A 20,001-nucleotide genomic window follows, 5' to 3' on the forward strand; every position below is an offset into this window, starting at 1 on the left:
GTTAATCAACTTCGAAAACGTGTTTCTCCCTTCGGTTCTGTTCAACCAGTCCGCGAAGGGTTTTATAAATATTTTGTGGATTCTTGATTGCCTCCATTTTAAAGACCGGGGTGGTTTTATCTGAGGTGTAAATGGTCAGGTTGCCCATACCAAATAATCGATATATCAAGGGTCTGTCAACGGAGAAATCTTTCAGCCTGTAAAGTTCTATAAACTCATGCTTCCGGTGCAGGATTCCTGAATAGTATCTGAATTCTTCGGAACTGATTTCATGGCGGATACAGTAAACTCTCAGGATATGGTATCCCAGGAAAAACGTATAAAGAAGCGACAGATAAACCGGAAGGTTCAGGATGTAAGAATAGAACGGAGCCTGTATAAAGTCGGATGGCAGGTACTGGTTGATCACCTCATCCAACAGGAAAAGTCCGGGGATCAGCAGAATTCCCAACAGGAACACTGGCAGGTTCAGCAGTTGGGACGGCTTAAACTGAATGTGTAATGCTTTTTTATTATTCATTGCTTTTGTTTTTGGGATTTTTTCGGTGTACAATTGTGAATGGTTTGACCGGTTGGCTTGGATGATCCGGCGTTTGCGGTTCCGGTTTTTGGTGCTTGTCTGCGTCTTCCTCCCTGTCGATAGCCGTTTGGTTGGTAATCCTGCGGATATCGTTTTGGATTCGCAGGCGGTTTCGTTCCAGTACTTCAGCCATATCATCGAACTTGTAAAAATCCGGGATCGGCCGGTAACCCTTTTCTTCCTTTTCAATCTTTGCGGTATCCACATGGATCAGACAATTGAAGTTCTTCTGGCTGATCTGTTCTCCGTAATTATCCGTGAGCTGGCCAACCATATAGCCTTGAGGCAAAGTGGCAATCTTTCCTTCGGGCACCAGGTAGTCCATCTGGGTGGAAATGGTAGTGCTTTGGGTGTTCCGGTTAATGTTGATGGCCTGCCGCTCCTGCAGGATCTTGCCCATGCGGTTTTGCATGAACTTGGCCGTTTCACCAGCTGCCTGCCCGGAAAAGACATTCCCGATATTGGTAAGGATGGCATTGGCCTGCTCTTTCCCGTAATCCCGGATCAGCTGGTCGATCGTCTGCATACCCAACAAGGTGGAAATCCTGTTTGCGCGGGCGGTCGCAATCAGGGTATCCAAGCCACGGAAGTATATCGTCGGAAGCTCATCAAAGATCAGCGATGAAGGGTGCTGGCCTTTCCGGTTGATGATCTTCAGCATCCGGGTGATATAAAGGGAAAGCACCGCCCCGTACATTTCGATGCGCAGCGGGTTGTTCGCCAAACAAACGACTTTTGGTGCTTCCGGGTTATTGATGTCCAGCGAGAAATCATTGCCCGAACAGATCCAGTAGATTTCCCGGCTGATGATCTTGGAAATAGCGATTTTCAGGCTTCCCAGCTGTCCTTCCAGCTGCTCATTGGCCTTGCGCTGGTAGGCGCTGACAAAAGGATTGATAATGCCAACAACATCCTTTTCCTGGCTGAGCACTTCAAACAAATCGTCATAGTCCAGTTGCAAAAGCTCAATGGCATGAGGAAGGGTGCAAAATATCCCATTTTTATACCTTTTTAAAAACCAGATCACAGCTGCAAAGAAGGAAACAGCACTTTCCGAAAAGAACTCGCCCTGTTTTTTGATCCATTCCCTGTTCAGGTTGTAAAGCACGGTGCGGGAAGATTCAAAGGCATCAATCGGACTTTCCATCAGCTCAGGAGCCAGCGGGTTGCAACGAAACGATTTCCGGATATCGTCAAAATTGATCACATAAAACCGGGTGTTTTCCCTCAGGCTGCCTTTCTTCTTTGCCATTAGGAAGTGGTTGTAAGCCACCAACGACAAGTCCGGGTATTTAAAATCATACACGCACAGGGAAAAACCTTTTTGAAGGTGTTGCTTGATAAAGGGCAAAACCACGGAATAAGATTTGCCGGATCCGGGAGTACCAATGACCATTGTTCCCCGGAACGGATTGACAAGATTGATCCAGCCCTGATGCTCTTTCCCTTTTTGGATGTAGCGCGTTGGCAGGTTAATGGCGTATTCATTGGTTTTGAGTGTTTCTTCCTGCGGGAAGTTTTCGTTTTCCAGGTTAAACCGGTCCTTCATCAAATTGACCGTGATCAGCTTGGAGACATTGTCAAAGCCGATATTCAGGACAACAAAACCAATAAATGTTGAACCCAGGTAAGCCAGATCATAGGGGCCCACCAGCAGCAGGCTTCCCCAATAGAGGGTCAATCCAACAATCACCTGAACCACAATATTGGAAACTTTCAGCTCCCGGTCTTTGTGTGCTTTGGTGCCTACGCAGGTGATCATCAGAAACAACAGGCAAAAGGTTTTCGAGAGGTAGATATCAGAAAGGAAGTTCAGTTGACCCAACTTTTGAAACAAGCCCTCAAACTCGGGAATGTAGAAGCCCCGGCCAGCAAAAAAATCGATCCGGCTTAGGTACAGCGAAGCTATCAGCAACAAATAGCTGATAAACCGGAAGCTTTCATGCAATCGGACCAAATCCTGTCGTTCGTAACTCATCCTGCCTTTGTTTAGTTTGATATTAGTTCTTTGGCTTTTAGGATATCCTTGTTCTCGATCTCCAAAGTCAAGCGGCGACCGGTATTCCCCAGAGCATTTTCGAGCATTTCCAGGCGGAGAACACGTTTGTCGGGCAAAACCAGGTTGGGCAGCACAAACACTTCCCGGACAGTGGTGTAACCGGGAATAATTTTGATTTCGTGGTGCCGGTAGCTTGCCTCGATCTGGTATTCCTGGGTGTTGGTAGCTTTAAACTGCCGCTTATCATCGATCCACCAGTGAAAGCTTTCCACCCGGTAAGCCAGGTTCGTTTTATTGGTGATCCGTACTTCAAAAAAGAGGAAGCCGTTTTTCTGGGTGATCGTCTTGAGCTGAACCTTGATCCCGTCTTTCTTCTGCTTGACGCCATGTACCAGGCTTTTTCGTTTCATCAGGATCTGTTCGCTCAACTCTTTCAGCACGTAATCAGGCATCAGGCCGGAAGATGGCCCGCCCGCTTTTTCAGAATGAAAAGATTCCAAATGGTGGGTAATTTCTTCCGAATCCTGAAAATTCAGGATCAGGGAGTAAATCCGGCCGGCACAAACAACCGTCAGGGAAGATTCCTTTTCAAACGATCCGGTGGCTTTGATACGGACCAGGTTGGGCAGCTCCGGGACCACTTCTGCCAGAATAAGTGATGGATCACCCACCTGCAGGTAGGAAACTTTATCCAGGCAAACCAGGTGCGTGGTTTTACTTTCACTGACTGGTAAATAGTTTTGAGCGAATGCCGACAGTTGGAAAATCAATATGGCGATGATGATTAAAAAGTTTTTCATAGCTGTTATTTTTGATTGATTAGATAGACAAGGGTATTTTTCTTGATGGTCACCTTTTTCAGGCGAACCATTTTAAACAGGGATTGGGCAGTCCGGTCGGCAGCCCGAACTCCGGCGTAGGTCAGCGGATCGGCAGTGACACCAAACAAAGAAGAAGTATTGGTTGAGCTTCCGACCTCTTTGGCTACTTTCCGGGCTGCATTGTCCGGGACATACAATCCGGCGAGACCATCCAGGTCATGAATCACCAAATCAACCGGCAAGAAATCTTCATCTGTTGGTAACTGGCTTACCCGAATATGCAGCCGTTCATTTTTGATCTGACAAATCCCGTAAATAAAGGAGTTCTTTTGGATGACTTTTCCGCCGACCCGGCAATCTTCCAGCAAACGCATTTTTACCCGGTTACCATCCAGAACGGTGGTGGTTTCGTACACTTCAGCCCTGATCAACGGACTGGCTGACGTTGTCCCGTCAAAACTTGGCGAATGCTTTTTATCCAGGTTAAAGCTGGCTGACTTTTTAGCTTCCAGTTCTTGTAGTTTCTGGTTAGCCTGTTTCAGGTAATAACCCAGCGAATCGTTCTGACGGCTTAGGGCGATATTTTCATCAAACACCTGATCCAGTTCTTCAATCCCGGTTTTCTGTAAAGCATCCGGCCGCTGAGTCGTTGGGCTGATAACAGGTTTCGTTGCAGAGACGTTTTGACGCCCTGGGCTATCCAGGTTATTTCCCTCCATCTCTTTTCGAACCTGCGCCTCCTTGTCTTTGATATGTGCTAAAAGGTTATTGGACACATTGGCATTGATTCCATCTGTTTGTGAGTCTTCTAAAACTGTTGCAGAATCGTCAGAAGTTATGATATTCACATCCGTATTTTTTGACGAATTGTCTCCCATAACGTGATAGTCTTGCGTGGAAACAACCCGGCCTTGACTGTTTTGGTAAGCTTCCATCTTGTCAAAGATCTCGATGGACTTCTCAGCTTCAGGCAGCTCATAATTGGCCCCGTTCTTTTTACCCGGCTTCATTTTTCCGGATGTTTCCTGACCCGCCTTTTTGCCTCCACCCAGGATGTAAAAGATCAGCACCACAAAAGGAAGTAGTGCCAGCGGAAGAATCAAGAGCGCCTTATTCTTTTTCAGGAACGTGTAATTTGTCTTCATGAACTCGGCGTTTTAAAAGGTTTTCAAAAGAATCCACGGGCATTTCAAAGGGAGAGGTAAGCGGCTTTTTCTTGATCGGTTGTTCGGCGCTTAATGCCGGGCTGCCCAATTTTTCATGATTGAACTTCGCGGCCGGAAACAGGATAAAGGACAACGCAAAGGATAGAAACAGGCATCCTAAGAAAAACAGCCACTTGGTTTTTCGTTTGACCGGACTCAGGTCCTGGTCCATTTCATCCATCCGGTTAATCCACCGGGTGTAGCGGCTGACATCTTTAAACTGTGGCGATTTAATTTTATCATTTTTGGTATTCTTCATGATCAAGGAATAAATGGTTAAAATGATTTTCGTTTGATCGTTTCCAGATCGGTGTTATCTGTAATCCGCCAGCCTTCGATCAGAAATCCGTGCGGGTTGTGATCTGTACGCGAGATATTGCGGAGCTGTCCCGTAGTTTGCAGGTTGCGGATTGTAATATTCGAAGTGCGGACAATCTTTTGCTTCCCGAAATACTGAAACCGGTAGGGATAGGATGAAAAATCCAGCTTGATGGAGTCGGTCATCACCGTCATGCTAATGTCTGAGGCAATCACCTGGTTATAGACATTGTTCTCCTTGAAAGACTGGTATTGTTCCATCGCCGTACGATCAGCCAGATAGAGGGCTTCCCGGACATTGTTTTCGATGTACTGCTTGTCCGGTTCCAGGGTGAAAAACAGCTCATGAAACCGTTTCACGTGGTCACGTGCTTCCGCATCCCGGTTTTCAGTAATATCTTCCCGAAGGGCTACCAGCAAAGATTTACCATTATCCAGTACATAGATCTTTTGCCGGGACTGATCCGAAAGTTTCAGGGACAGGGTAAACACATAACCACTTAGTCCGGTCAACCCAATGCTGACGGCCAAAAGCACATAAACGGTAAAGCGGAACTTGCGCTGAATATCAAAGATCTTTTTCATTGTTGATTGATGATTGAAATTTGGATTTTGCATTTTGGAATTTCCCCCGTTATTTCATTGCCCCTTTGGTGGCAGCCATAATGGCTGCTGTTCTGACTAATCTTCCACCTCCGGAACCGGTCCCGGATGCCTGCACAATCCATGAAGCAATTTTCGGTACCATGGCCAAGCCGATAATCCCGCAAACCGGCACCACGAGGTTGGAGACAAAAAACAGGGAAGGCTGGTAGAACAGCATCGAATGGATCAGGGCAATTTCCTGATCCAGCACATAGATCAATACTTCCTGCACAAGGGACAGGACAATCAGGGCGATGGGCAGGTAAAGGTTCACATTGACAAAGCGGGCAATCCAGCCCAGGTAATTTTCCTGAAAGCCGTCAAAGATAGAGAGGGCAAAGACCAGCGGGCCGAAAACGACCAGCAGGACACAGAACACCGTCCGGAGAAAAGCAATCAGATAAACCAGTACCTCAAACAGGGATTCGAGCAATTGCCTGACGGCATCCATGATGTACAGGTTAATCTGGTGTTGCAAAGCCCTGCCTGAAATGATGTTGTAGGTCGTCAATAGCAGGTTGATCCCTTTGTCCCAAAGGGCGGCTTCCTTTTCTTCATTTTCGTAAAACAGTGGCATATCCACCACCAGGATGGCATCCCGCTTTTCTTCCAGCTTTTCCACCACCAAATGCTTTTTGTTGGCATAGATTGATTCCGAAAGATGGGTCAATCCTTTGGTGGGAACCATCAGTAAATTGATAAACGGTCCCCAGAAGGTAATCACCAGCACCAGCGCAAACGGGCGAAGCAGCGGAAGCAGGAATACCGGGTTATCGGCGATCAACTGCTCATAAATCCTTTTGGAGATATAGAAAAAAGCGGCAATGCCCCCGATTGCCCGGGCCATATCCACCAGCATCCCGGCATTATCAATTCCTGCCTGAACCATGGTATCGGTAAAGGCAAAAAATCCATCGGTTGTAATCACTTGTAACAGCATCATCAGCGGGTTAAAAAGGCATAACTGCCGGTTACAGCGTTCCCAAAAACATTCAGGTGACAGAGTTTTCGGAAGGTATAGTCTGTTTCGCCAACCAGTTGATTTAATTCAGCTTGGATTCCGGCAAAAGATTCCAGCTTAGCTCCGTGATCGCTCTCCAAAAGGTTGACCATCAAAAAACGCATCAACAGGTCGTCTGCTTCATCCCGCAGGATGTGTTTCACTTCGGATGAGTTTTCCAGCCGGTCAAAGTTTCCGATCTTCTGGTAAAGGCGAATAAACTGTCCTGCCAGACCGTAGATGTCCGGCAGTTCATCCTTACGGGCACTGAAGAGTTTCTCTTCAATCACCTTTTGAAGCTGCGTGTTGTCTCTGATCTGACTGGTCTCATCGTGCCTCCCTTTTATCTGCGATCGCTCCAGCAATTTGGCGGCGATCCGCAAAAGACCGGTTTTGGTCTGCCCGGCATATTCGGTCGCGTCCGAAACAGGCAAAGCCCCAAGCTCTACATAATAATGCGTAGGCCAGGTACGAACGAACACATGCGGTACCGGAAACAGCCAGCCTTTAAAAGCAATAAAGCTTAAGGGGTAATCGTCATTCATTTCCGGGTAATACCCGTGCCAGGGTTTGACATTCAGGAGCTGGGCATTGGATTCTTTCACGGCTACCGTAGTGATAGCTGTACTTAAAGTTATTCCCAAAATTAATATGGAGATTTTCATGACTTTTTTGTTTTTTAATTCGAAACTCATTAATGGTAAAGGCTGTAATACAGGGCAAAGCTTTCCAGGCTTCCGTCCTGCTGGCTTTTCAGGTAAGAAGCATAAAGCAGCTTGTTGTAGAGGTAACAGATGGTTCCGTAATGGCGGCGTACATCTTCATATACTCCGTTGATGGTGTCGTACCGCTGCTTGTCATCCATCAGAAAAAGGTTGTCTTTCAGAATCGAATTCAGCACAGTACCCGTCAGTTGGCGGCTGTCATCCAGGATCAGGTCAAAGGATTGGACAATTACAGCGGCCTGCTGCGCGGTAAAATTTTCATCCTGTACCAGCTTTGGAACTTTCTCCGTGTAGATCTCCATGATCTTTGAAAGCAGGTCACGGGTTTGTTGAACCCGTTTGTAGTCTTTGATCAGGCCACTGACCTTTTCCAGGCTTTCCAGCATTTTCTGGTCAATGCCGAGTAGTTCTCCGGTTAGGCCTTTGATGTCCCCGTTCAGGGCTTTAATCAGAATATTGTACCAGTTGATTTTTGAAAGAATGTCCTTTTCCTGGGTCCAAAGGGCTTCCCGTTGAATTCCGGCACCCACATCCGTTACAGGAGCTTGGCAAAAAGTTGGCTTTTGAAAAATGGCTGTCAGCGTTAGCGCAAAAAGCAGCAGCAGGACTGGTTTCTTGATTCGTGTTTTCATTGCTTTAAAATTTTTGATTATTTCGATTGTTGTTTACATGGATTTGAGGGTTTCCAGAAAGCTTTGACTTTCTGTTGTTTTATTTAAGATGAGCTCTTTTTCTTTCTGTTCCGACGTATAGCAATAGTATTCCGCCCGACTGACTTCCAGTGCAAAAACCCGCGAATAACTGCCCAAGCTGATAAAAACCTCTTTCAGTTTTCGATCCGATGGCAGGTTTTTGTTGATCGACAGGATTTGCTCTTTCTGGAATTCCGAAAGCCCTAGGATCTGGCTGATCTGCTCAAACTTATTTTTGAATTTGCCCATATCCAGCATGATTCGGGTGTCGGCATTGTTGATAATCGCATCCCGGATAATTGGAGAGGAGATCACATCATCCACCTCCTGAGTGACGACCATGGCTTCGCCGAAAAACTTGCGGATCGTTTTAAAATAATATTTCAGATAGGAGGCCATTTGTGGCGTGGCAATGGCCTTCCAGGCTTCTTCAATGACCAAGAGTTTTCGCACGGCTTTTAGCTTGCGCATCTTTTGGAGGAATATATCCATGATAATCAGCGTGGCCACCGGGAAAATGATTGGATGATCCTTTATTTGGTCCAATTCGAATACGATAAACGGGCATCGAAAAAACTCGTCCGTGTCCATCTGGCGGTTGAGCAAATAGTCATACTCTCCACCCCGGTAATATTTTGAGAGGATAAAGAAAAACTCCGGGCAGTTAAACCCCAGAGACTGTTCCTTAACTAAAGCCGGAATGAAGTCCTGGCTGAATTCATAGTAGCCGTTAAAAGAACGTTCCGGTCCGTCTGTTTTGAAAAACTCCGACAAGGAATGGGCGATCACATCCTTTTCCATCTCCGACAGGTTCTCCTTATAGATGGTGTAGATCACAGACAGGATGGTTTGTCTTTTTTCCACATCCGGTTCACCGGTCAATACAAACGGGTTAAAGGAGATCGGATTTTCGGTTGTGAACTCCACCATCATCGCACCGCCCTGGTCTTTCAGCCGTTCTTCCAGGTACCAGGTCAGCAGCTCATAACTCCGGCCGACATCCAGCAAAACGATGTGGCAGTTTTCACTTTCGGCGTATTGCCGTAAGAGGTGGTTGGTGAAAAACGATTTCCCGGATCCGGATCCACCAATCACCAGCTTGTTGCGGTTATGGATCAGGTGCTTTTCCATCGGTTCATCGGAAATGTCGATTTTAACCGGGCAACCTTCCAAACGGTTGGAAAGGTGGATCGTAAAATCCGATTTTGAATTCCGGATCGATCCTTCAAAATTTGTCAGGCAGCAGCCCTGTGGAACCTGGGTAATGAACAATTCTGATTCGGGAAGCTGCGTTGAAAACGGTACGCAGGCAAAAAACAACAGCGGCAGGTCAAACGAATGTTGGTATGGAAAACAATTCATCAGGGAAAAAGCTGAAGCCGCCTCGCTTTTGTATTGTTTAAGCTGCGAAATAGACTCATCAAAGAGCATCACGTTAAAATGCGTTTTGACGATCTTTTCACCGGTGGTCTGTACCGTATCCAAAAACTCATCGATCAAACCGGCGTTAACCTTGTTCTCCGAAGAAAACCTGGAGAGGCTGTAGATCCGTTTGTAGCTGTCTTCCAAAAAAGTCTTGACCTGCTGCTGGTCCGGCACATAAATAAACTGGTTGGTCACGTGAGAGAACGGCAGGTTGTAAGTAACCGGGTAAACCATTGATGCCGGAAGTCCTGTTGTGGGATGAACGCCGGCTGGCTTTAGTTCAGCCGGCACATGCGAATAATCGCTTAAACTCAGGATCTCCACAAACTGGTCCATGACCCGGAGCCTGTCCCGAAAATCAATCCCGCCCAGCACCGGCCGGTCTTTATGGAAGTTCAGGGTCAGGTAGCGCTCGATTAATCCGGGCGATTTTTTATCACCAATGGCTTCGGCCTGGCTAACCGCTTCGCAGACAATCCCGCTTTGGGTAAAAAGACCAGTCAGGTTGGCCTGTACCTCTTTCAGCTTTTCGGTCAGCCGGGCTTCGTGTTGTTTTGCCTTTTTTGAAAAGATAAGCGCTGAACCTAAGTAGTTCTTCAACAGCCCAGTATTCAGCAAACTGACAAACAGGTAGCATTCATGTTTCAAGTAAGGCCTTCCTCTAAAATGTTCCAGGTAGCAGTCGTTCAGGCTTGGAACTTCTTGCTCTCTATTCTGGCCTCTTTCATAAAAATGCTCCACAAAAAAGAAATCCTGTTTGTGCATCAGCGTGTTTACCGGCAGCAGGTTCACAGCCCGCTGGAAGGTATCGTGCAACATGTAAAGCTGTTCGCGACTGCAGGAAAGCAATTCCGGCAGGTGGAGTTTCAGCCCGAAGCCCATGTCCAGGTTGTTGGAAACCATCAAGTCGCCATTAAAGCCCAGCACCGGCAGGGCATGTTCGATGGGTTTGACATTCATTGGTTTTGTCATCGCTGTTGATTTTGATGGATGCGTCTTTTGATCTGGATAAACCGTGGCAGTTTTTTGGCTGTCTGCTTTTTGTCCCAGCCTGCCGGCCCGTACTTTTTCTGGATTTGGCTGACCCGGTAGAGCCAGGCAAAAAAGGATGGGACACAGACCAAAACGGCTGTAAAGGTGCCGATGAGAATATACAAGCCCACAAAGAGCAGGAAAGCAGCCAGTATTCCGTAGAGTGCATGGAAAACCAAAGGGCCGGAAAGCCCTTTGATATACAGCTTGGTATCGACCTTTTGCAATTTGTAAGTTTCCATCATGCAAAAAAGGCTTTGATGACCACACCAACCAGGATCAGAAACAGGCAGGCACCGAACCAGCCCATAATGGCTTTTTGGGTATCCTGGTCTCCGCTTTGCCACTTAATGTACACCCGGACGCCGCCAATCAGCCCGACCACAGCGCCGATGGCAATGATCAGGTTGGAAACCGGGTCCACGTAAGAACTGACCTCGGCAGTTGCCTGGTCAATACCGGCAGAACTCTGGGCTAAAGCCCGTGAAACCCACAAGAAGATTAGAGCAGCAATCGCGGCTGCTTTGGAAAAGAATCGTTGAACTTTTGTTTTCATAGCTTTTAAAAATTGAAGGATTATTGTTGAAACTGGATTTGTTCCATTACTGATTTCGGAATAGGATTCTTGGAATTCTGAAACCGGCCAAGGGAGTAACCTTCATCCACGCCTATTTCTTCATAAAAGGAAACGGGCAAAACAACAGCCCCAAAAGGGACCAGGGGTACCATTTCCGAAGGCAAGTCCCGGGATGAAACACCCACTGCTTGCAGCTCTTCCGGCTGAATGGTCCCGGCGAAGTCGTCTTCAAACAAGGTTTTTTGATTTGCTCTCTTGTTGTTGAATAAAAACAGCAAAAACAGGGAGAAGTACCACAGGGTAAGGAGAAGCAGGATCGCCCGGATAAACTGTCCCCAACTGATTTGATCGAGTCCAAACATACCTATTCATTTTATTTGTTCTTGGCAAGATGACTGGTGGATGACCTGACAAAGCAGTCTATACCAGAAGTCATCGCTGCAAAAGTGCATGATCGGAAAAGAAAAATTTGCCCACCTTAACGGAGGTGGGTATTTATATGATTAAGTAGATGATTGGGACCAATAATGTTGTTTCATTTAATTTGTCGCCCTTTGAAGAGACCGATCACTCACAAGCTTCATTCATCATTTTAAATAGGCTAATTTGTGGAAATTTGATCGGTAGATTTTTTTCAAAAAACAAAAGAAAAAACAGGCAAAAAAGAAAAGAAAAACCATTTGGAAGCTGGTCGGGGCGAAAATGCAAGGCTGGACCCAAACTGATATTTTCATAACAATCATCTTTGGTTATTAATGGGCCCACTTGCCTTGGCCTTGCATTTTATCAGCGGGTTGAATTGTGCGGAGACCGGCTAAATTGGTTTTCTTTTTTGATTTTTGACGGAAATAATCTCAAGCTGAAATTTTTGGGTGCGGGCGGGCTCAGGCAAGTGTCGCCCGGGCGTGGAGCGAAGCGGAACAAACGGGGCGACTCTTGCCGTGCGGTGCAACCCGGCTTCGGAGCGACGGTGAGTGAAAAAGCGACTGGTTTCGTGCGCGGTAGCGAACGGATAAAGGAAGCGGTTGAGCGAGGCGGAGCGATGGTGCCGGGGCACAGGGATAACCTGTGAAAACACCACCATAAACCGAAAAATATAGGATAAAACCTAATCAAACCTGAAAGTTGCCTGCGAAGGGATAGCGCAACGGTTAGTCAGGCCCCTGGCCTGGTGCCGTCCGTGCAAACGAAGCAAGCGTCTTTCTTTTTCAACCGAGGCTTGTGAGCCCAATGGCGGAGCCAACGGAGCGAACAGGCCGCAGGATCACCTACCAAATCATGTCAACAGCGTTTGTCTTTGGCATCCTTATCAAAAGCCACCAGGTTAAACATTTCCCTCATCCTTGAGCGTATCCGGTTGCCATACCGCTCTTCCAGTTCCGGGGCCGAAAGGTTGGTGGTGACATGGGTCAGCACCCCACGGGAAACAAACAGGTCGTAGCGGTTAAGCAAGATCTCGGCCATTACATTGCACTGCGTACCGAAATACTTTTGAACGTTGTCCACTCCCAGGTCGTCGAAACACCAAACCTGAGGAACTATTTTGCCATTCAGGTTTCGAACCGAGCCTTTACTGTAGCGGTTAAACACCGAATAGCCGTCCTTTTCCAGCTCAAAACTGATTTCCCGGGTCGCTTTGATTCGGTACTGCTTTTCCGGAGGAAAAAAGTAGTTGACCAGGCTCATCAGCTGGGATTTTCCTGCCCCAACGGGCCCAATCAAAAGAATCCCCTTGCGAAGGCTGATTCCGGATTTGGTGCAACTTCCCTCGTCGCCAATGGCATAGACCAGTAATTTGTATATCAGTGGTTGATCCTCCGGGTATATGCGAAAGTGATCCCCAAATAGGATTTTGCCCTGTTTTTCCATCCACTTCAGGCTCAATTGAAAATTGAAATGGAACAATCCATCTTTGAATTCAGCCACTTCGTCAAAGGGGCTCTGAATAGTCCTTGTCATTGTTGACGTGGTAATGGTTAAACCCGTTAATTTTTCTCCTTCCTCCATTTTGAAAAATTTGATCGGGTGACTTGTTTCCTGTTTTTCTGTTTATTCTTTTAATAAGTGTATCACCTCCGGTATCACTTGCAGTATCATTACCAGTACTGCTTCCGGTATCGCTTCCGGTATCAAATCTGATACAGCTAACTTCACTTCCGCAGTGCCGGTTGGCTGCTGGGAAATACCTGATGTACCTCCATCGATCAAGTTCTTTGATGCATTTGGCGTAAGTGTTCACAGATCCGATTCTGGATAGTATCATCAGTTCGGTGCGGCTGATGGGAAACTTTCCGGCAAATCGGTTCAGGTTCCAGAGTTGAAAAATAGCCAAATACAAACTGATGTGATAGGCCGTCAGCCTTCCGTCGCCTGAAACCCGTTCGAAAAAACCGTTCAGGTGTTTGATGTAGTTCATCTGAAAGAACTGAAAGTGGAATGGTTCTTCGTTTGGTTCTCTTCCAGCATTCTGCGTATATCCTCATAATCATAGAAGATCATTCCCCCTATCTTGGTGAAAGGCAGGCTGCCATTGACACGCATCTGTTGAAGTTTACCAGGCGAAACCCCGAGAAGCTCCTTAACTTCATAAGATTTGAGCCATCGTTTGGAAGGTTCTCCGTGGTGTTCCTTTAGCATTCTTTTGAATTCCCGGAGCAGTTCGATTTTGAATTCCCGGAGGTCGTCAGTTGTAACAATTTCTGCAGGCATAACAATCTAATTTTGAATGGTTGATTTTGAAATTGCTTCAAAATTGCAACCATTCAAACAAAACTGTTACCCACCTAAAAGGACGTGGTGAATTATATCGTTAAGTAATGGTAGTCCTACTACTATAGAAAGTTTGCTTTCCGTGTTTTCACCAGCTCCTGCATGCAGGCATGGTGAAAGCGGCGCATATCATCTAATTCTTCTTGTGGAATCACTTCGATTTGTTCAATCTGTTTGCGTTCGTTTTTCATTTCATAAAAGGGGATAAAAGGACATTCAGCAATCGGTTCCCCAAACGGGCATTTCGACATGGCGTTGACCAGATCAGCATTCTGGCGGATTTTTGTAGTGTAAAGTGATGACATTGTGTTAGTTTTTTTAACGGAAAGTTATGAGAATTCGAATAAAAAAAGAGGCGCGAGACAACACCTACTGCCTCAAGGCACCGCCAGATGCCCCACTACAGGTAGACATTGCTCGCGCCAAAGCACGAGCGTCACACCTATTATTCCTGTAGTGTTAAAAACTGGCGGTTTTTGAGACAAGAATAAAAAGCTAACGCTTTTTATATTTTTAGTTCCACCGGACGTCTATCCGGATGGTATTCTAGTTATTCTATTTTTAACAAAGATAGTAAACATACCTTAACAGTTTAGTGGTACTATAATTTTAGCACCATGATTTATTTCAATTTATTATTTATTCTTCGTTTTAATATCTCCACCAATCGAGAAAGATATTTAACCGGATCTTTTCTTCTGACCAATCTTTCCTGTGTTTTATAAACTTCTTTTTGCAATTCGATGTTAAATGCCCATTCAAAGGCTTTGGCAAGCTCAACAATGGTCGCTTTTCCATGATTCACGGAGCCCTCCAGATAGATGGCGTAGATTAATTCATATAAATCGATCGTATTTCCGGTCCAATTTAGATTCAATTCCGGTAAGCTTTTTTTGTCGGGATAATCCAATTTTTCCATTTCTTGAGTGATGTAGTCTATCAGCATCTCATTAGCGATGATGTTCGAAAACGTATGGTCTTTCCATGCAAAAAATTCCTCATCCATCAAGGCCTGGGAATCTTTAAGTTCCACCGGAATATCCTCATTATTCCGGGTAAAGTACTTCTCATCCAGATGGCTATGCCCACACCGGTAATATTGTACTTTCACCTGATGCAATTTCATGTATTTCCTGAGTTTCTTCAACTCATTCGCAAAATACTTTCTGACTCCCTTTTTATCTTTAACTGGCCGATTACTTTCCAAGTCAAAGATTCTCTGAAAGTATAATAACTTGCTAAAAACCGATGGCTTGATTTTTTTGAAAAACTGGATTTCCGATTCTTTGTCGGAAAAACCTTCATTTTCCACCAGTTCACGCAGCATGTCCAATGCTACTTTACAATGACCGATTGCCCGGTCTGAATATTGAAGGATGTTCTCTGAAACATCTCTTTCAGTTGTCAATTCGGCTTCCAAATCAACAACAATCTGTTCGAATTTTGTCATGGGTAAATAGAACTGTTTATCAATATATATTTGAAATGTATATTCCAATCAGTTTCGTTCCCCTTAAGCACGCACGTTCTCTTTTTCGCTATTTCAGAATTACAAAAATTTATAAGCATAGCTGCTCTTGGCAAAATCTCACCTAATTTTTTTCAGATAAGTACTCCCTTTAATTTGCATACTTAAAATTTTTAATAGCAATATTTTTCTTATTCTCAAATGTTTTGATTTTGTCATCACGTCTTTCAGATGTCTCTTCTAATTTGCTGAATCGGCAGGCTTTGACTCCAACAATAGGAACTTTGAACAATACTGATATTCTCCAAGCAAATAAGGTTTGGTGACTTAAAAAAATTGAATTTCTTCTTCCCTGGTTTCAAAGTCATGCTCGTCAACATATGCACACAGTTTTAAAAGTGCCGAAAAACAAAGTCCTACAGCCTTTTCCAATTCAAAAAGATTCCTGTTTTCGCAACTTTCAAACTGTTGTAAATTGGTTTTGAGTTTTTCTGTTCTATGTTCCGGCGTGCCGATTCACATGTCGCTTTATATTTTATATTTATTTTGAAATTGACATTAAAAAAAACACCTAAATAGATCATTTCGTGTTTCCTTTTTTATTGAAAATTACTGTTCCTGCAAAAAAACCGATAACGAATATCGCTGCTGTTCCGAATACAATAGAAAGGTAGTTGTGAAAAGGACTTGCATAGCTCAACAAACTTCCTTCCGTTATGAAAATTTGGCTCAGGCTCATCCAGCCGATAATGACGACACCGGCAATTACCCCGGCAATGGCCCCACGACTCTTCACCTTTGGGGCAAAAAATCCCAGCAAAAACAGCCCCAGCATCCCTCCGCTAAAAATCGATGCCAGCTTCCACCAGGTATCCAATGCACTCTGAACATTGATCATTGCAATGGCTATAACTATGCTTAGTATACTGAAAACAAGGGATGATAAATAAAGAACTATCATGGATTTTCTAGCCGCCTTTGGGTCTGACTCCGAAAATTTGTAAAAATCAGTAAGAATAACTGTCGCCGAACTGTTCAGGCTGGTTGAAACTGTGCTCATCCCCGCTGCAAAGATTGATGCAATAAGCAATCCGGTCAGTCCAACAGGAAGCTGGTTCACTATAAAATAGGGAAACACTTTATCTCCCTCAACCCCTTCCGGCAATATACTGGCATCGGATTGATAATAGCTGAATAAGGCTGTCCCGATAAACAAAAAGATGGCAGAAACAGGCACGTATAACAAACCACCCCACAGGGCTGATTTCTTGGCCTCTTTTTCCGAAGAGGAAGTCATGTATCGCTGGACGTAGTTCTGGTCAATCCCGTAATTCTGAAGGTTGATAAACAAACCGTAGATCAAGACCACCCAAAAAGTAGAACTATTCAAATTAGCGGTAAAACTTCCCAAACTGAATTTATTATGCTGCATGGCAATATCCAACAGTTGCCCCGGGCCTTCAGGCATTGAAAATAACAGCACAATTACACAGATTACAGCTCCCGCGATCAGGATGATCGCCTGGATCGCATCTGTCCAGACCACCGCCTGAATCCCCCCAAGCAAGGAATAGACCATCACACTGATTCCTGTTACGACTATTATCGTTGTGATATTCCACCCCAAAAGTATATGCAATGGCAAGGCCAGTAAAAACAAAATAGTCCCGGCACGCATCAACTGGGTCAGTAAATACATCACCGAAGCGTAAACTTTCGCCCACGGGCCAAAGCGTTGTTCCAGATACGTATAAGCAGACGGACTGTTTACCTTCCGGTAAAGAGGAACAAAAAAACGGACTGCCATCAGCGAAGCTATCGGGATAGAAAGGCTAAAGGCAAAGGCGTTCCAGTTGGTCAGGTAGGCTTGGCCCGGTAAAGCCAGGTAACTGATGCTGCTCACAAAGGTGGCAAAGATCGACATGGTGATCACCCAGGTCGGGATTTTATTGTTCCCCAGGGTAAAGGCCGAGGCTGTCTTGTTCTTTTTATAAAAGGAACTACCAAAAAGAACAATACCAAACAGGTATAAAATAAAAACAATTAAATCAATAGTACTCATAAATAGTGCTTTGAATAAGATTAGTTGTGTGGTTTAAGAATACGGCTCTTGTTATTTTACAGTAACTGGTCGTATTTCAGTTGTTCCAGGGCTGTTTTAACCTGTGCCCGTTCTTTTTCTTTAAACCGATGAAAGGGTTCAGCCATAAAATCATGGCAGATACCGGCTAAAGACAAGGCACATTTTAACCCTTTCAAGTAGCTGGAACCATATTGTCCGATGTTATAAATTGTAGTGCTTACCTGCATCACCTTTTCCCTGAGTTTATCTATTTGGTCAAAATCCCAGTTCAGCGAAGCCTCATATAAATCTACATGCAAACGGGGAAATAAATTGGCTCCACCACAAACGCCGCCATGTCCTCCCATCAAAACAAACTCAGATAAGAGCTCTTCAGGTCCGATCATAAAAGTAAAATCAGGATTGGAATCTTTCAACAGGTAACGGACCTGGTTAAAATAGGCCAGGTTGGCAGAGCTGTCTTTCATCCCGATTATCCCGGGAATATCGGCTGCCCGCCGTACCGTATCTGGAAAAAACACCACCTTGGTATGAATGGGCATGTTGTAGATAAACAATGGCAACGGCATCCCCGGCATGATCCGTTTCAGATATTCCAGCAATTCCGGTTGTCCCGATGAAAAATAATAAGGAGGGGTCAACACTACCGCTGCAGCTCCATGATCTGCGGCGAAGGCTGCCAGGTTCCGGCTTTCACGGAAAGCAGAGTCCGAGATTCCTACTAAAACCGGCAAGCGCCCATCAACCAGCTTGCAGGTGTTTTCAATAAGTTCACAGCGGAGGTTGTAACTAAGGCTGGCAAACTCGCCGGTAGTACCTAAAATAAAGATCCCGTGCACTCCTCCGGCAATAACATGTTCTATCAGACACTTCAGGCCTTCCATATCCAACGTGTCATTATCCAGTAACGGAGTGACCAGTGGGGGAATAATCCCCTGTAAAGGTTGAGTTAATTGTTTCATATAATCTGTTTTTTAAAATTTATATTCTATTCTTATGGTAACTTGTCTGTTGGAAATCTTCAATACATCTCGGCTTAATGCCAAAGGAAAATGGGGCAAATCAATCTACCCTCAGAGACAACCTTGCGACCTTTATGATCACCTCGGATCCGTCAAGACCTTTGGAACTGGCTTGCAGCCGGATATCACCTGGGGTGGTAGTGTTCTGTACATATACCATACATTGCCCGTTAAACGCTTTTCGTTGTGGTTCAACAAAGGACTCCAAGCTTGTTGGATCTCCGCTTCCTACGGCTTTTAACTCCCCTTCTCCTTCAACGGTAAACTTAACCAGGTTATTAGCTCTCGGGCAAATTGTTCCTTGGCTATCGACCACTGAAACAGTAATAAAAGCAAGTGCCTTCCCATCTGCGTTAATGCTTTCGCTATATGCATCCAGCTTAATAGCAGAAGGCTCTCCGGCTGTTCGAACTACTGTTTCTTTTACCGGTTGATTATTTTCATCCAGTGCAATCACTTTTAATTCTCCTGCTTCATAGGGTACATCCCAGACTAAACGGTATTTACGATAAAGCTGAGTCGGATCCTTCTTCTGGATCCCCAGGCTTTTCCCATTTAAAAACAGTTCCGCTTTCTGAAAACCAGTATAGCAATGTACCGGGATAATCTCTCCTTCTTTTCCGTCCCAATTCCAATGTGGCAACAGGTGTAATACTTCTTTGTCAGTCCACTTACTTTGATATAGGAAATAACGGTCTTTAGGAATACCGCACAAATCAATAATTCCAAAATAGGAACTTCTGGCAGGCCACTCAATATTGTAAGGTGTTGGCTCTCCCAGGTAGTCAAAACCAGTCCAGACAAATTCGCCGGCCATATAATCAAAGGAATCCTGAGCAGCAAATTCGGTATCTGGCGAAGTAGCCCAACGCGGGTATTCCATATCATAAGATGAGCAGTGATAGGGTTCACGAGTGAAATGAACTTTCACTTCTGCAGGGAAAAAGTATTCTCCCCGTGAACTTACTGTTGATGCCGTTTCACTTCCATACATCTTCCATTCAGGGAACTTCTCGTGGATAAACTTGTAATGCTGAGGTTTGTAATTCCATCCGGGAACATCAACGATATCGGCAAAACCATTTTTAATGGCTCCCTCCCAGTTGTTAAAACCAGCTGTGGTCGGACGACTTGGATCTTCCCTCTTACAAATATCCACCAAAAACTGACAATACTTCTCTCCTCCTTCAATGCCTTGCTCTCTTATTTCATTTCCAATACTCCACATAACTACGGCAGGATGATTTCGATCCCTGTGAATAAAGGCTACCAAATCCTTTTCAGCCCATTCATCCCATAGGGTATGATAACCATTCTCTACTTTTGCATGTTTCCATTCATCGAAAGCTTCATCAATTATTAATAATCCCATCTCATCACTAAGTTTTAGTAATTCGGGAGTAGGCGGATTATGACTGGTACGGATTGCATTACATCCCATTTCCTGTAACATTTCCAATTGACGGCGCAAAGCGCTTTCGTTCACTGCTGCACCTAATGGCCCCAGATCATGATGCATACAAACTCCATTCATTTTCAGGTTTTTACCATTCAAGAAAAATCCATTGTTGCTCGTAAATTCAAAATACCTGAAGCCAAAACTGGTTTCGTATTGATCCACTTCTTTTGTACCATCCATA

General features: G+C 45.0%; 22 protein-coding genes. 1 reads left to right on the forward strand and 21 read right to left on the reverse strand.

Annotation, left to right across the window (positions count from 1 at the left end; translation table 11 throughout):
- Position 1: 1 nt before the first annotated feature.
- From ACTB00_RS03070 to ACTB00_RS03150, 17 genes are all read right to left on the reverse strand, one after another.
- Positions 2-520 (reverse strand): PH domain-containing protein, encoded by a 519-nt coding sequence (locus tag ACTB00_RS03070; RefSeq protein WP_463298481.1) that lies wholly within the window; start codon positions 518-520, stop codon positions 2-4.
- Positions 513-2,558 (reverse strand): YWFCY domain-containing protein, encoded by a 2,046-nt coding sequence (locus tag ACTB00_RS03075; protein WP_463298482.1) that lies wholly within the window; start codon positions 2,556-2,558, stop codon positions 513-515. The genes ACTB00_RS03070 and ACTB00_RS03075 overlap by 8 nt, the downstream gene beginning before the upstream one ends.
- Before the next feature lie 11 nt (positions 2,559-2,569).
- On the reverse strand, positions 2,570-3,379 hold the full coding sequence (locus ACTB00_RS03080; protein ID WP_463298483.1) for a DUF4138 domain-containing protein: 810 nt from the start codon (positions 3,377-3,379) through the stop codon (positions 2,570-2,572).
- A gap of 5 nt (positions 3,380-3,384) precedes the next feature.
- Positions 3,385-4,545 (reverse strand): conjugative transposon protein TraM, encoded by a 1,161-nt coding sequence (gene traM / locus ACTB00_RS03085; RefSeq protein WP_463298484.1) that lies wholly within the window; start codon positions 4,543-4,545, stop codon positions 3,385-3,387.
- The gene (locus ACTB00_RS03090; protein ID WP_463298485.1) at positions 4,511-4,864 is read right to left on the reverse strand and encodes a hypothetical protein; all 354 of its coding nucleotides are present in this window, start codon (positions 4,862-4,864) and stop codon (positions 4,511-4,513) included. The genes traM and ACTB00_RS03090 overlap by 35 nt, the downstream gene beginning before the upstream one ends.
- Positions 4,865-4,881: 17 nt before the next feature.
- A complete protein-coding gene (traK, locus tag ACTB00_RS03095; RefSeq protein ID WP_463298486.1) occupies positions 4,882-5,508 on the reverse strand; it encodes a conjugative transposon protein TraK in 627 nt (208 codons plus the stop codon).
- 49 nt (positions 5,509-5,557) lie between these two features.
- Complete coding sequence (locus tag ACTB00_RS03100) at positions 5,558-6,511, reverse strand: hypothetical protein (protein ID WP_463298487.1); 954 nt, start codon at positions 6,509-6,511, stop codon at positions 5,558-5,560.
- Positions 6,511-7,233 carry a hypothetical protein gene (locus ACTB00_RS03105; protein WP_463298488.1) on the reverse strand — a complete coding sequence of 241 codons (723 nt, stop codon included), beginning with the start codon at positions 7,231-7,233 and terminating at the stop codon, positions 6,511-6,513. Before ACTB00_RS03105 ends, ACTB00_RS03100 begins: the two co-directional genes overlap by 1 nt.
- Before the next feature lie 29 nt (positions 7,234-7,262).
- Positions 7,263-7,925, reverse strand: a complete 663-nt coding sequence (locus ACTB00_RS03110) for a hypothetical protein (RefSeq protein WP_463298489.1) — start codon at positions 7,923-7,925, stop codon at positions 7,263-7,265.
- 33 nt (positions 7,926-7,958) lie between these two features.
- On the reverse strand, positions 7,959-10,382 hold the full coding sequence (locus tag ACTB00_RS03115; protein WP_463298490.1) for a TraG family conjugative transposon ATPase: 2,424 nt from the start codon (positions 10,380-10,382) through the stop codon (positions 7,959-7,961).
- Positions 10,379-10,687, reverse strand: coding sequence for a DUF4133 domain-containing protein (locus tag ACTB00_RS03120; protein ID WP_463298491.1), 309 nt, complete (start codon positions 10,685-10,687; stop codon positions 10,379-10,381). The genes ACTB00_RS03115 and ACTB00_RS03120 overlap by 4 nt, the downstream gene beginning before the upstream one ends.
- Positions 10,684-10,998 (reverse strand): DUF4134 domain-containing protein, encoded by a 315-nt coding sequence (locus tag ACTB00_RS03125; RefSeq protein WP_053183468.1) that lies wholly within the window; start codon positions 10,996-10,998, stop codon positions 10,684-10,686. The genes ACTB00_RS03120 and ACTB00_RS03125 overlap by 4 nt, the downstream gene beginning before the upstream one ends.
- Before the next feature lie 20 nt (positions 10,999-11,018).
- Positions 11,019-11,381 carry a hypothetical protein gene (locus ACTB00_RS03130; protein WP_463298492.1) on the reverse strand — a complete coding sequence of 121 codons (363 nt, stop codon included), beginning with the start codon at positions 11,379-11,381 and terminating at the stop codon, positions 11,019-11,021.
- 919 nt (positions 11,382-12,300) lie between these two features.
- Positions 12,301-13,026 carry a P-loop NTPase family protein gene (locus tag ACTB00_RS03135; RefSeq protein WP_463298493.1) on the reverse strand — a complete coding sequence of 242 codons (726 nt, stop codon included), beginning with the start codon at positions 13,024-13,026 and terminating at the stop codon, positions 12,301-12,303.
- Positions 12,950-13,435 (reverse strand): hypothetical protein, encoded by a 486-nt coding sequence (locus tag ACTB00_RS03140; RefSeq protein ID WP_463298494.1) that lies wholly within the window; start codon positions 13,433-13,435, stop codon positions 12,950-12,952. The genes ACTB00_RS03135 and ACTB00_RS03140 overlap by 77 nt, the downstream gene beginning before the upstream one ends.
- Positions 13,432-13,728 carry a helix-turn-helix domain-containing protein gene (locus ACTB00_RS03145; RefSeq protein WP_463298495.1) on the reverse strand — a complete coding sequence of 99 codons (297 nt, stop codon included), beginning with the start codon at positions 13,726-13,728 and terminating at the stop codon, positions 13,432-13,434. Before ACTB00_RS03145 ends, ACTB00_RS03140 begins: the two co-directional genes overlap by 4 nt.
- A 122-nt stretch (positions 13,729-13,850) precedes the next feature.
- Positions 13,851-14,093, reverse strand: a complete 243-nt coding sequence (locus ACTB00_RS03150; protein ID WP_463298496.1) for a hypothetical protein — start codon at positions 14,091-14,093, stop codon at positions 13,851-13,853.
- Positions 14,094-14,119: 26 nt separating this feature from the next.
- Between ACTB00_RS03150 and ACTB00_RS03155 the strand changes: the two genes are divergently transcribed.
- Positions 14,120-14,245, forward strand: coding sequence for a hypothetical protein (locus tag ACTB00_RS03155; RefSeq protein ID WP_463298497.1), 126 nt, complete (start codon positions 14,120-14,122; stop codon positions 14,243-14,245).
- A gap of 165 nt (positions 14,246-14,410) precedes the next feature.
- Here ACTB00_RS03155 and ACTB00_RS03160 read toward each other — a convergent pair whose 3' ends face one another.
- The 4 genes from ACTB00_RS03160 to ACTB00_RS03175 all read right to left on the reverse strand — a co-directional run bounded on the left by ACTB00_RS03160 (position 14,411) and on the right by ACTB00_RS03175 (position 20,000).
- On the reverse strand, positions 14,411-15,238 hold the full coding sequence (locus tag ACTB00_RS03160) for an RteC domain-containing protein (RefSeq protein ID WP_463298498.1): 828 nt from the start codon (positions 15,236-15,238) through the stop codon (positions 14,411-14,413).
- Positions 15,239-15,836: 598 nt separating this feature from the next.
- Positions 15,837-17,318, reverse strand: a complete 1,482-nt coding sequence (locus tag ACTB00_RS03165; RefSeq protein WP_463298499.1) for a sodium:solute symporter family protein — start codon at positions 17,316-17,318, stop codon at positions 15,837-15,839.
- A 56-nt stretch (positions 17,319-17,374) separates the two neighbouring features.
- A complete protein-coding gene (locus ACTB00_RS03170; RefSeq protein WP_463298500.1) occupies positions 17,375-18,301 on the reverse strand; it encodes a dihydrodipicolinate synthase family protein in 927 nt (308 codons plus the stop codon).
- Positions 18,302-18,401: 100 nt separating this feature from the next.
- On the reverse strand, positions 18,402-20,000 hold the full coding sequence (locus tag ACTB00_RS03175; RefSeq protein ID WP_463298501.1) for a glycoside hydrolase family 2 TIM barrel-domain containing protein: 1,599 nt from the start codon (positions 19,998-20,000) through the stop codon (positions 18,402-18,404).
- Position 20,001: the final 1 nt, after the last annotated feature.

The sequence above is a fragment of the Sunxiuqinia sp. genome (assembly GCF_055140945.1).

Excerpts from the sequence above, each read along its gene's own strand:
- ACTB00_RS03070 (WP_463298481.1), bottom strand. The coding sequence starts at position 520 with ATGAATAATAAAAAAGCATTACACATTCAGTTTAAGCCGTCCCAACTG.
- ACTB00_RS03075 (WP_463298482.1), bottom strand. The coding sequence starts at position 2,558 with ATGAGTTACGAACGACAGGATTTGGTCCGATTGCATGAAAGCTTCCGG.
- ACTB00_RS03080 (WP_463298483.1), bottom strand. The coding sequence starts at position 3,379 with ATGAAAAACTTTTTAATCATCATCGCCATATTGATTTTCCAACTGTCG.
- traM (WP_463298484.1), bottom strand. The coding sequence starts at position 4,545 with ATGAAGACAAATTACACGTTCCTGAAAAAGAATAAGGCGCTCTTGATT.
- ACTB00_RS03090 (WP_463298485.1), bottom strand. The coding sequence starts at position 4,864 with ATGAAGAATACCAAAAATGATAAAATTAAATCGCCACAGTTTAAAGAT.
- traK (WP_463298486.1), bottom strand. The coding sequence starts at position 5,508 with ATGAAAAAGATCTTTGATATTCAGCGCAAGTTCCGCTTTACCGTTTAT.
- ACTB00_RS03100 (WP_463298487.1), bottom strand. The coding sequence starts at position 6,511 with ATGATGCTGTTACAAGTGATTACAACCGATGGATTTTTTGCCTTTACC.
- ACTB00_RS03105 (WP_463298488.1), bottom strand. The coding sequence starts at position 7,233 with ATGAAAATCTCCATATTAATTTTGGGAATAACTTTAAGTACAGCTATC.
- ACTB00_RS03110 (WP_463298489.1), bottom strand. The coding sequence starts at position 7,925 with ATGAAAACACGAATCAAGAAACCAGTCCTGCTGCTGCTTTTTGCGCTA.
- ACTB00_RS03115 (WP_463298490.1), bottom strand. The coding sequence starts at position 10,382 with ATGACAAAACCAATGAATGTCAAACCCATCGAACATGCCCTGCCGGTG.
- ACTB00_RS03120 (WP_463298491.1), bottom strand. The coding sequence starts at position 10,687 with ATGATGGAAACTTACAAATTGCAAAAGGTCGATACCAAGCTGTATATC.
- ACTB00_RS03125 (WP_053183468.1), bottom strand. The coding sequence starts at position 10,998 with ATGAAAACAAAAGTTCAACGATTCTTTTCCAAAGCAGCCGCGATTGCT.
- ACTB00_RS03130 (WP_463298492.1), bottom strand. The coding sequence starts at position 11,381 with ATGTTTGGACTCGATCAAATCAGTTGGGGACAGTTTATCCGGGCGATC.
- ACTB00_RS03135 (WP_463298493.1), bottom strand. The coding sequence starts at position 13,026 with ATGGAGGAAGGAGAAAAATTAACGGGTTTAACCATTACCACGTCAACA.
- ACTB00_RS03140 (WP_463298494.1), bottom strand. The coding sequence starts at position 13,435 with ATGAACTACATCAAACACCTGAACGGTTTTTTCGAACGGGTTTCAGGC.
- ACTB00_RS03145 (WP_463298495.1), bottom strand. The coding sequence starts at position 13,728 with ATGCCTGCAGAAATTGTTACAACTGACGACCTCCGGGAATTCAAAATC.
- ACTB00_RS03150 (WP_463298496.1), bottom strand. The coding sequence starts at position 14,093 with ATGTCATCACTTTACACTACAAAAATCCGCCAGAATGCTGATCTGGTC.
- ACTB00_RS03155 (WP_463298497.1), top strand. The coding sequence starts at position 14,120 with ATGAGAATTCGAATAAAAAAAGAGGCGCGAGACAACACCTACTGCCTC.
- ACTB00_RS03160 (WP_463298498.1), bottom strand. The coding sequence starts at position 15,238 with ATGACAAAATTCGAACAGATTGTTGTTGATTTGGAAGCCGAATTGACA.
- ACTB00_RS03165 (WP_463298499.1), bottom strand. The coding sequence starts at position 17,318 with ATGAGTACTATTGATTTAATTGTTTTTATTTTATACCTGTTTGGTATT.
- ACTB00_RS03170 (WP_463298500.1), bottom strand. The coding sequence starts at position 18,301 with ATGAAACAATTAACTCAACCTTTACAGGGGATTATTCCCCCACTGGTC.
- ACTB00_RS03175 (WP_463298501.1), bottom strand. The coding sequence starts at position 20,000 with ATGGATGGTACAAAAGAAGTGGATCAATACGAAACCAGTTTTGGCTTC.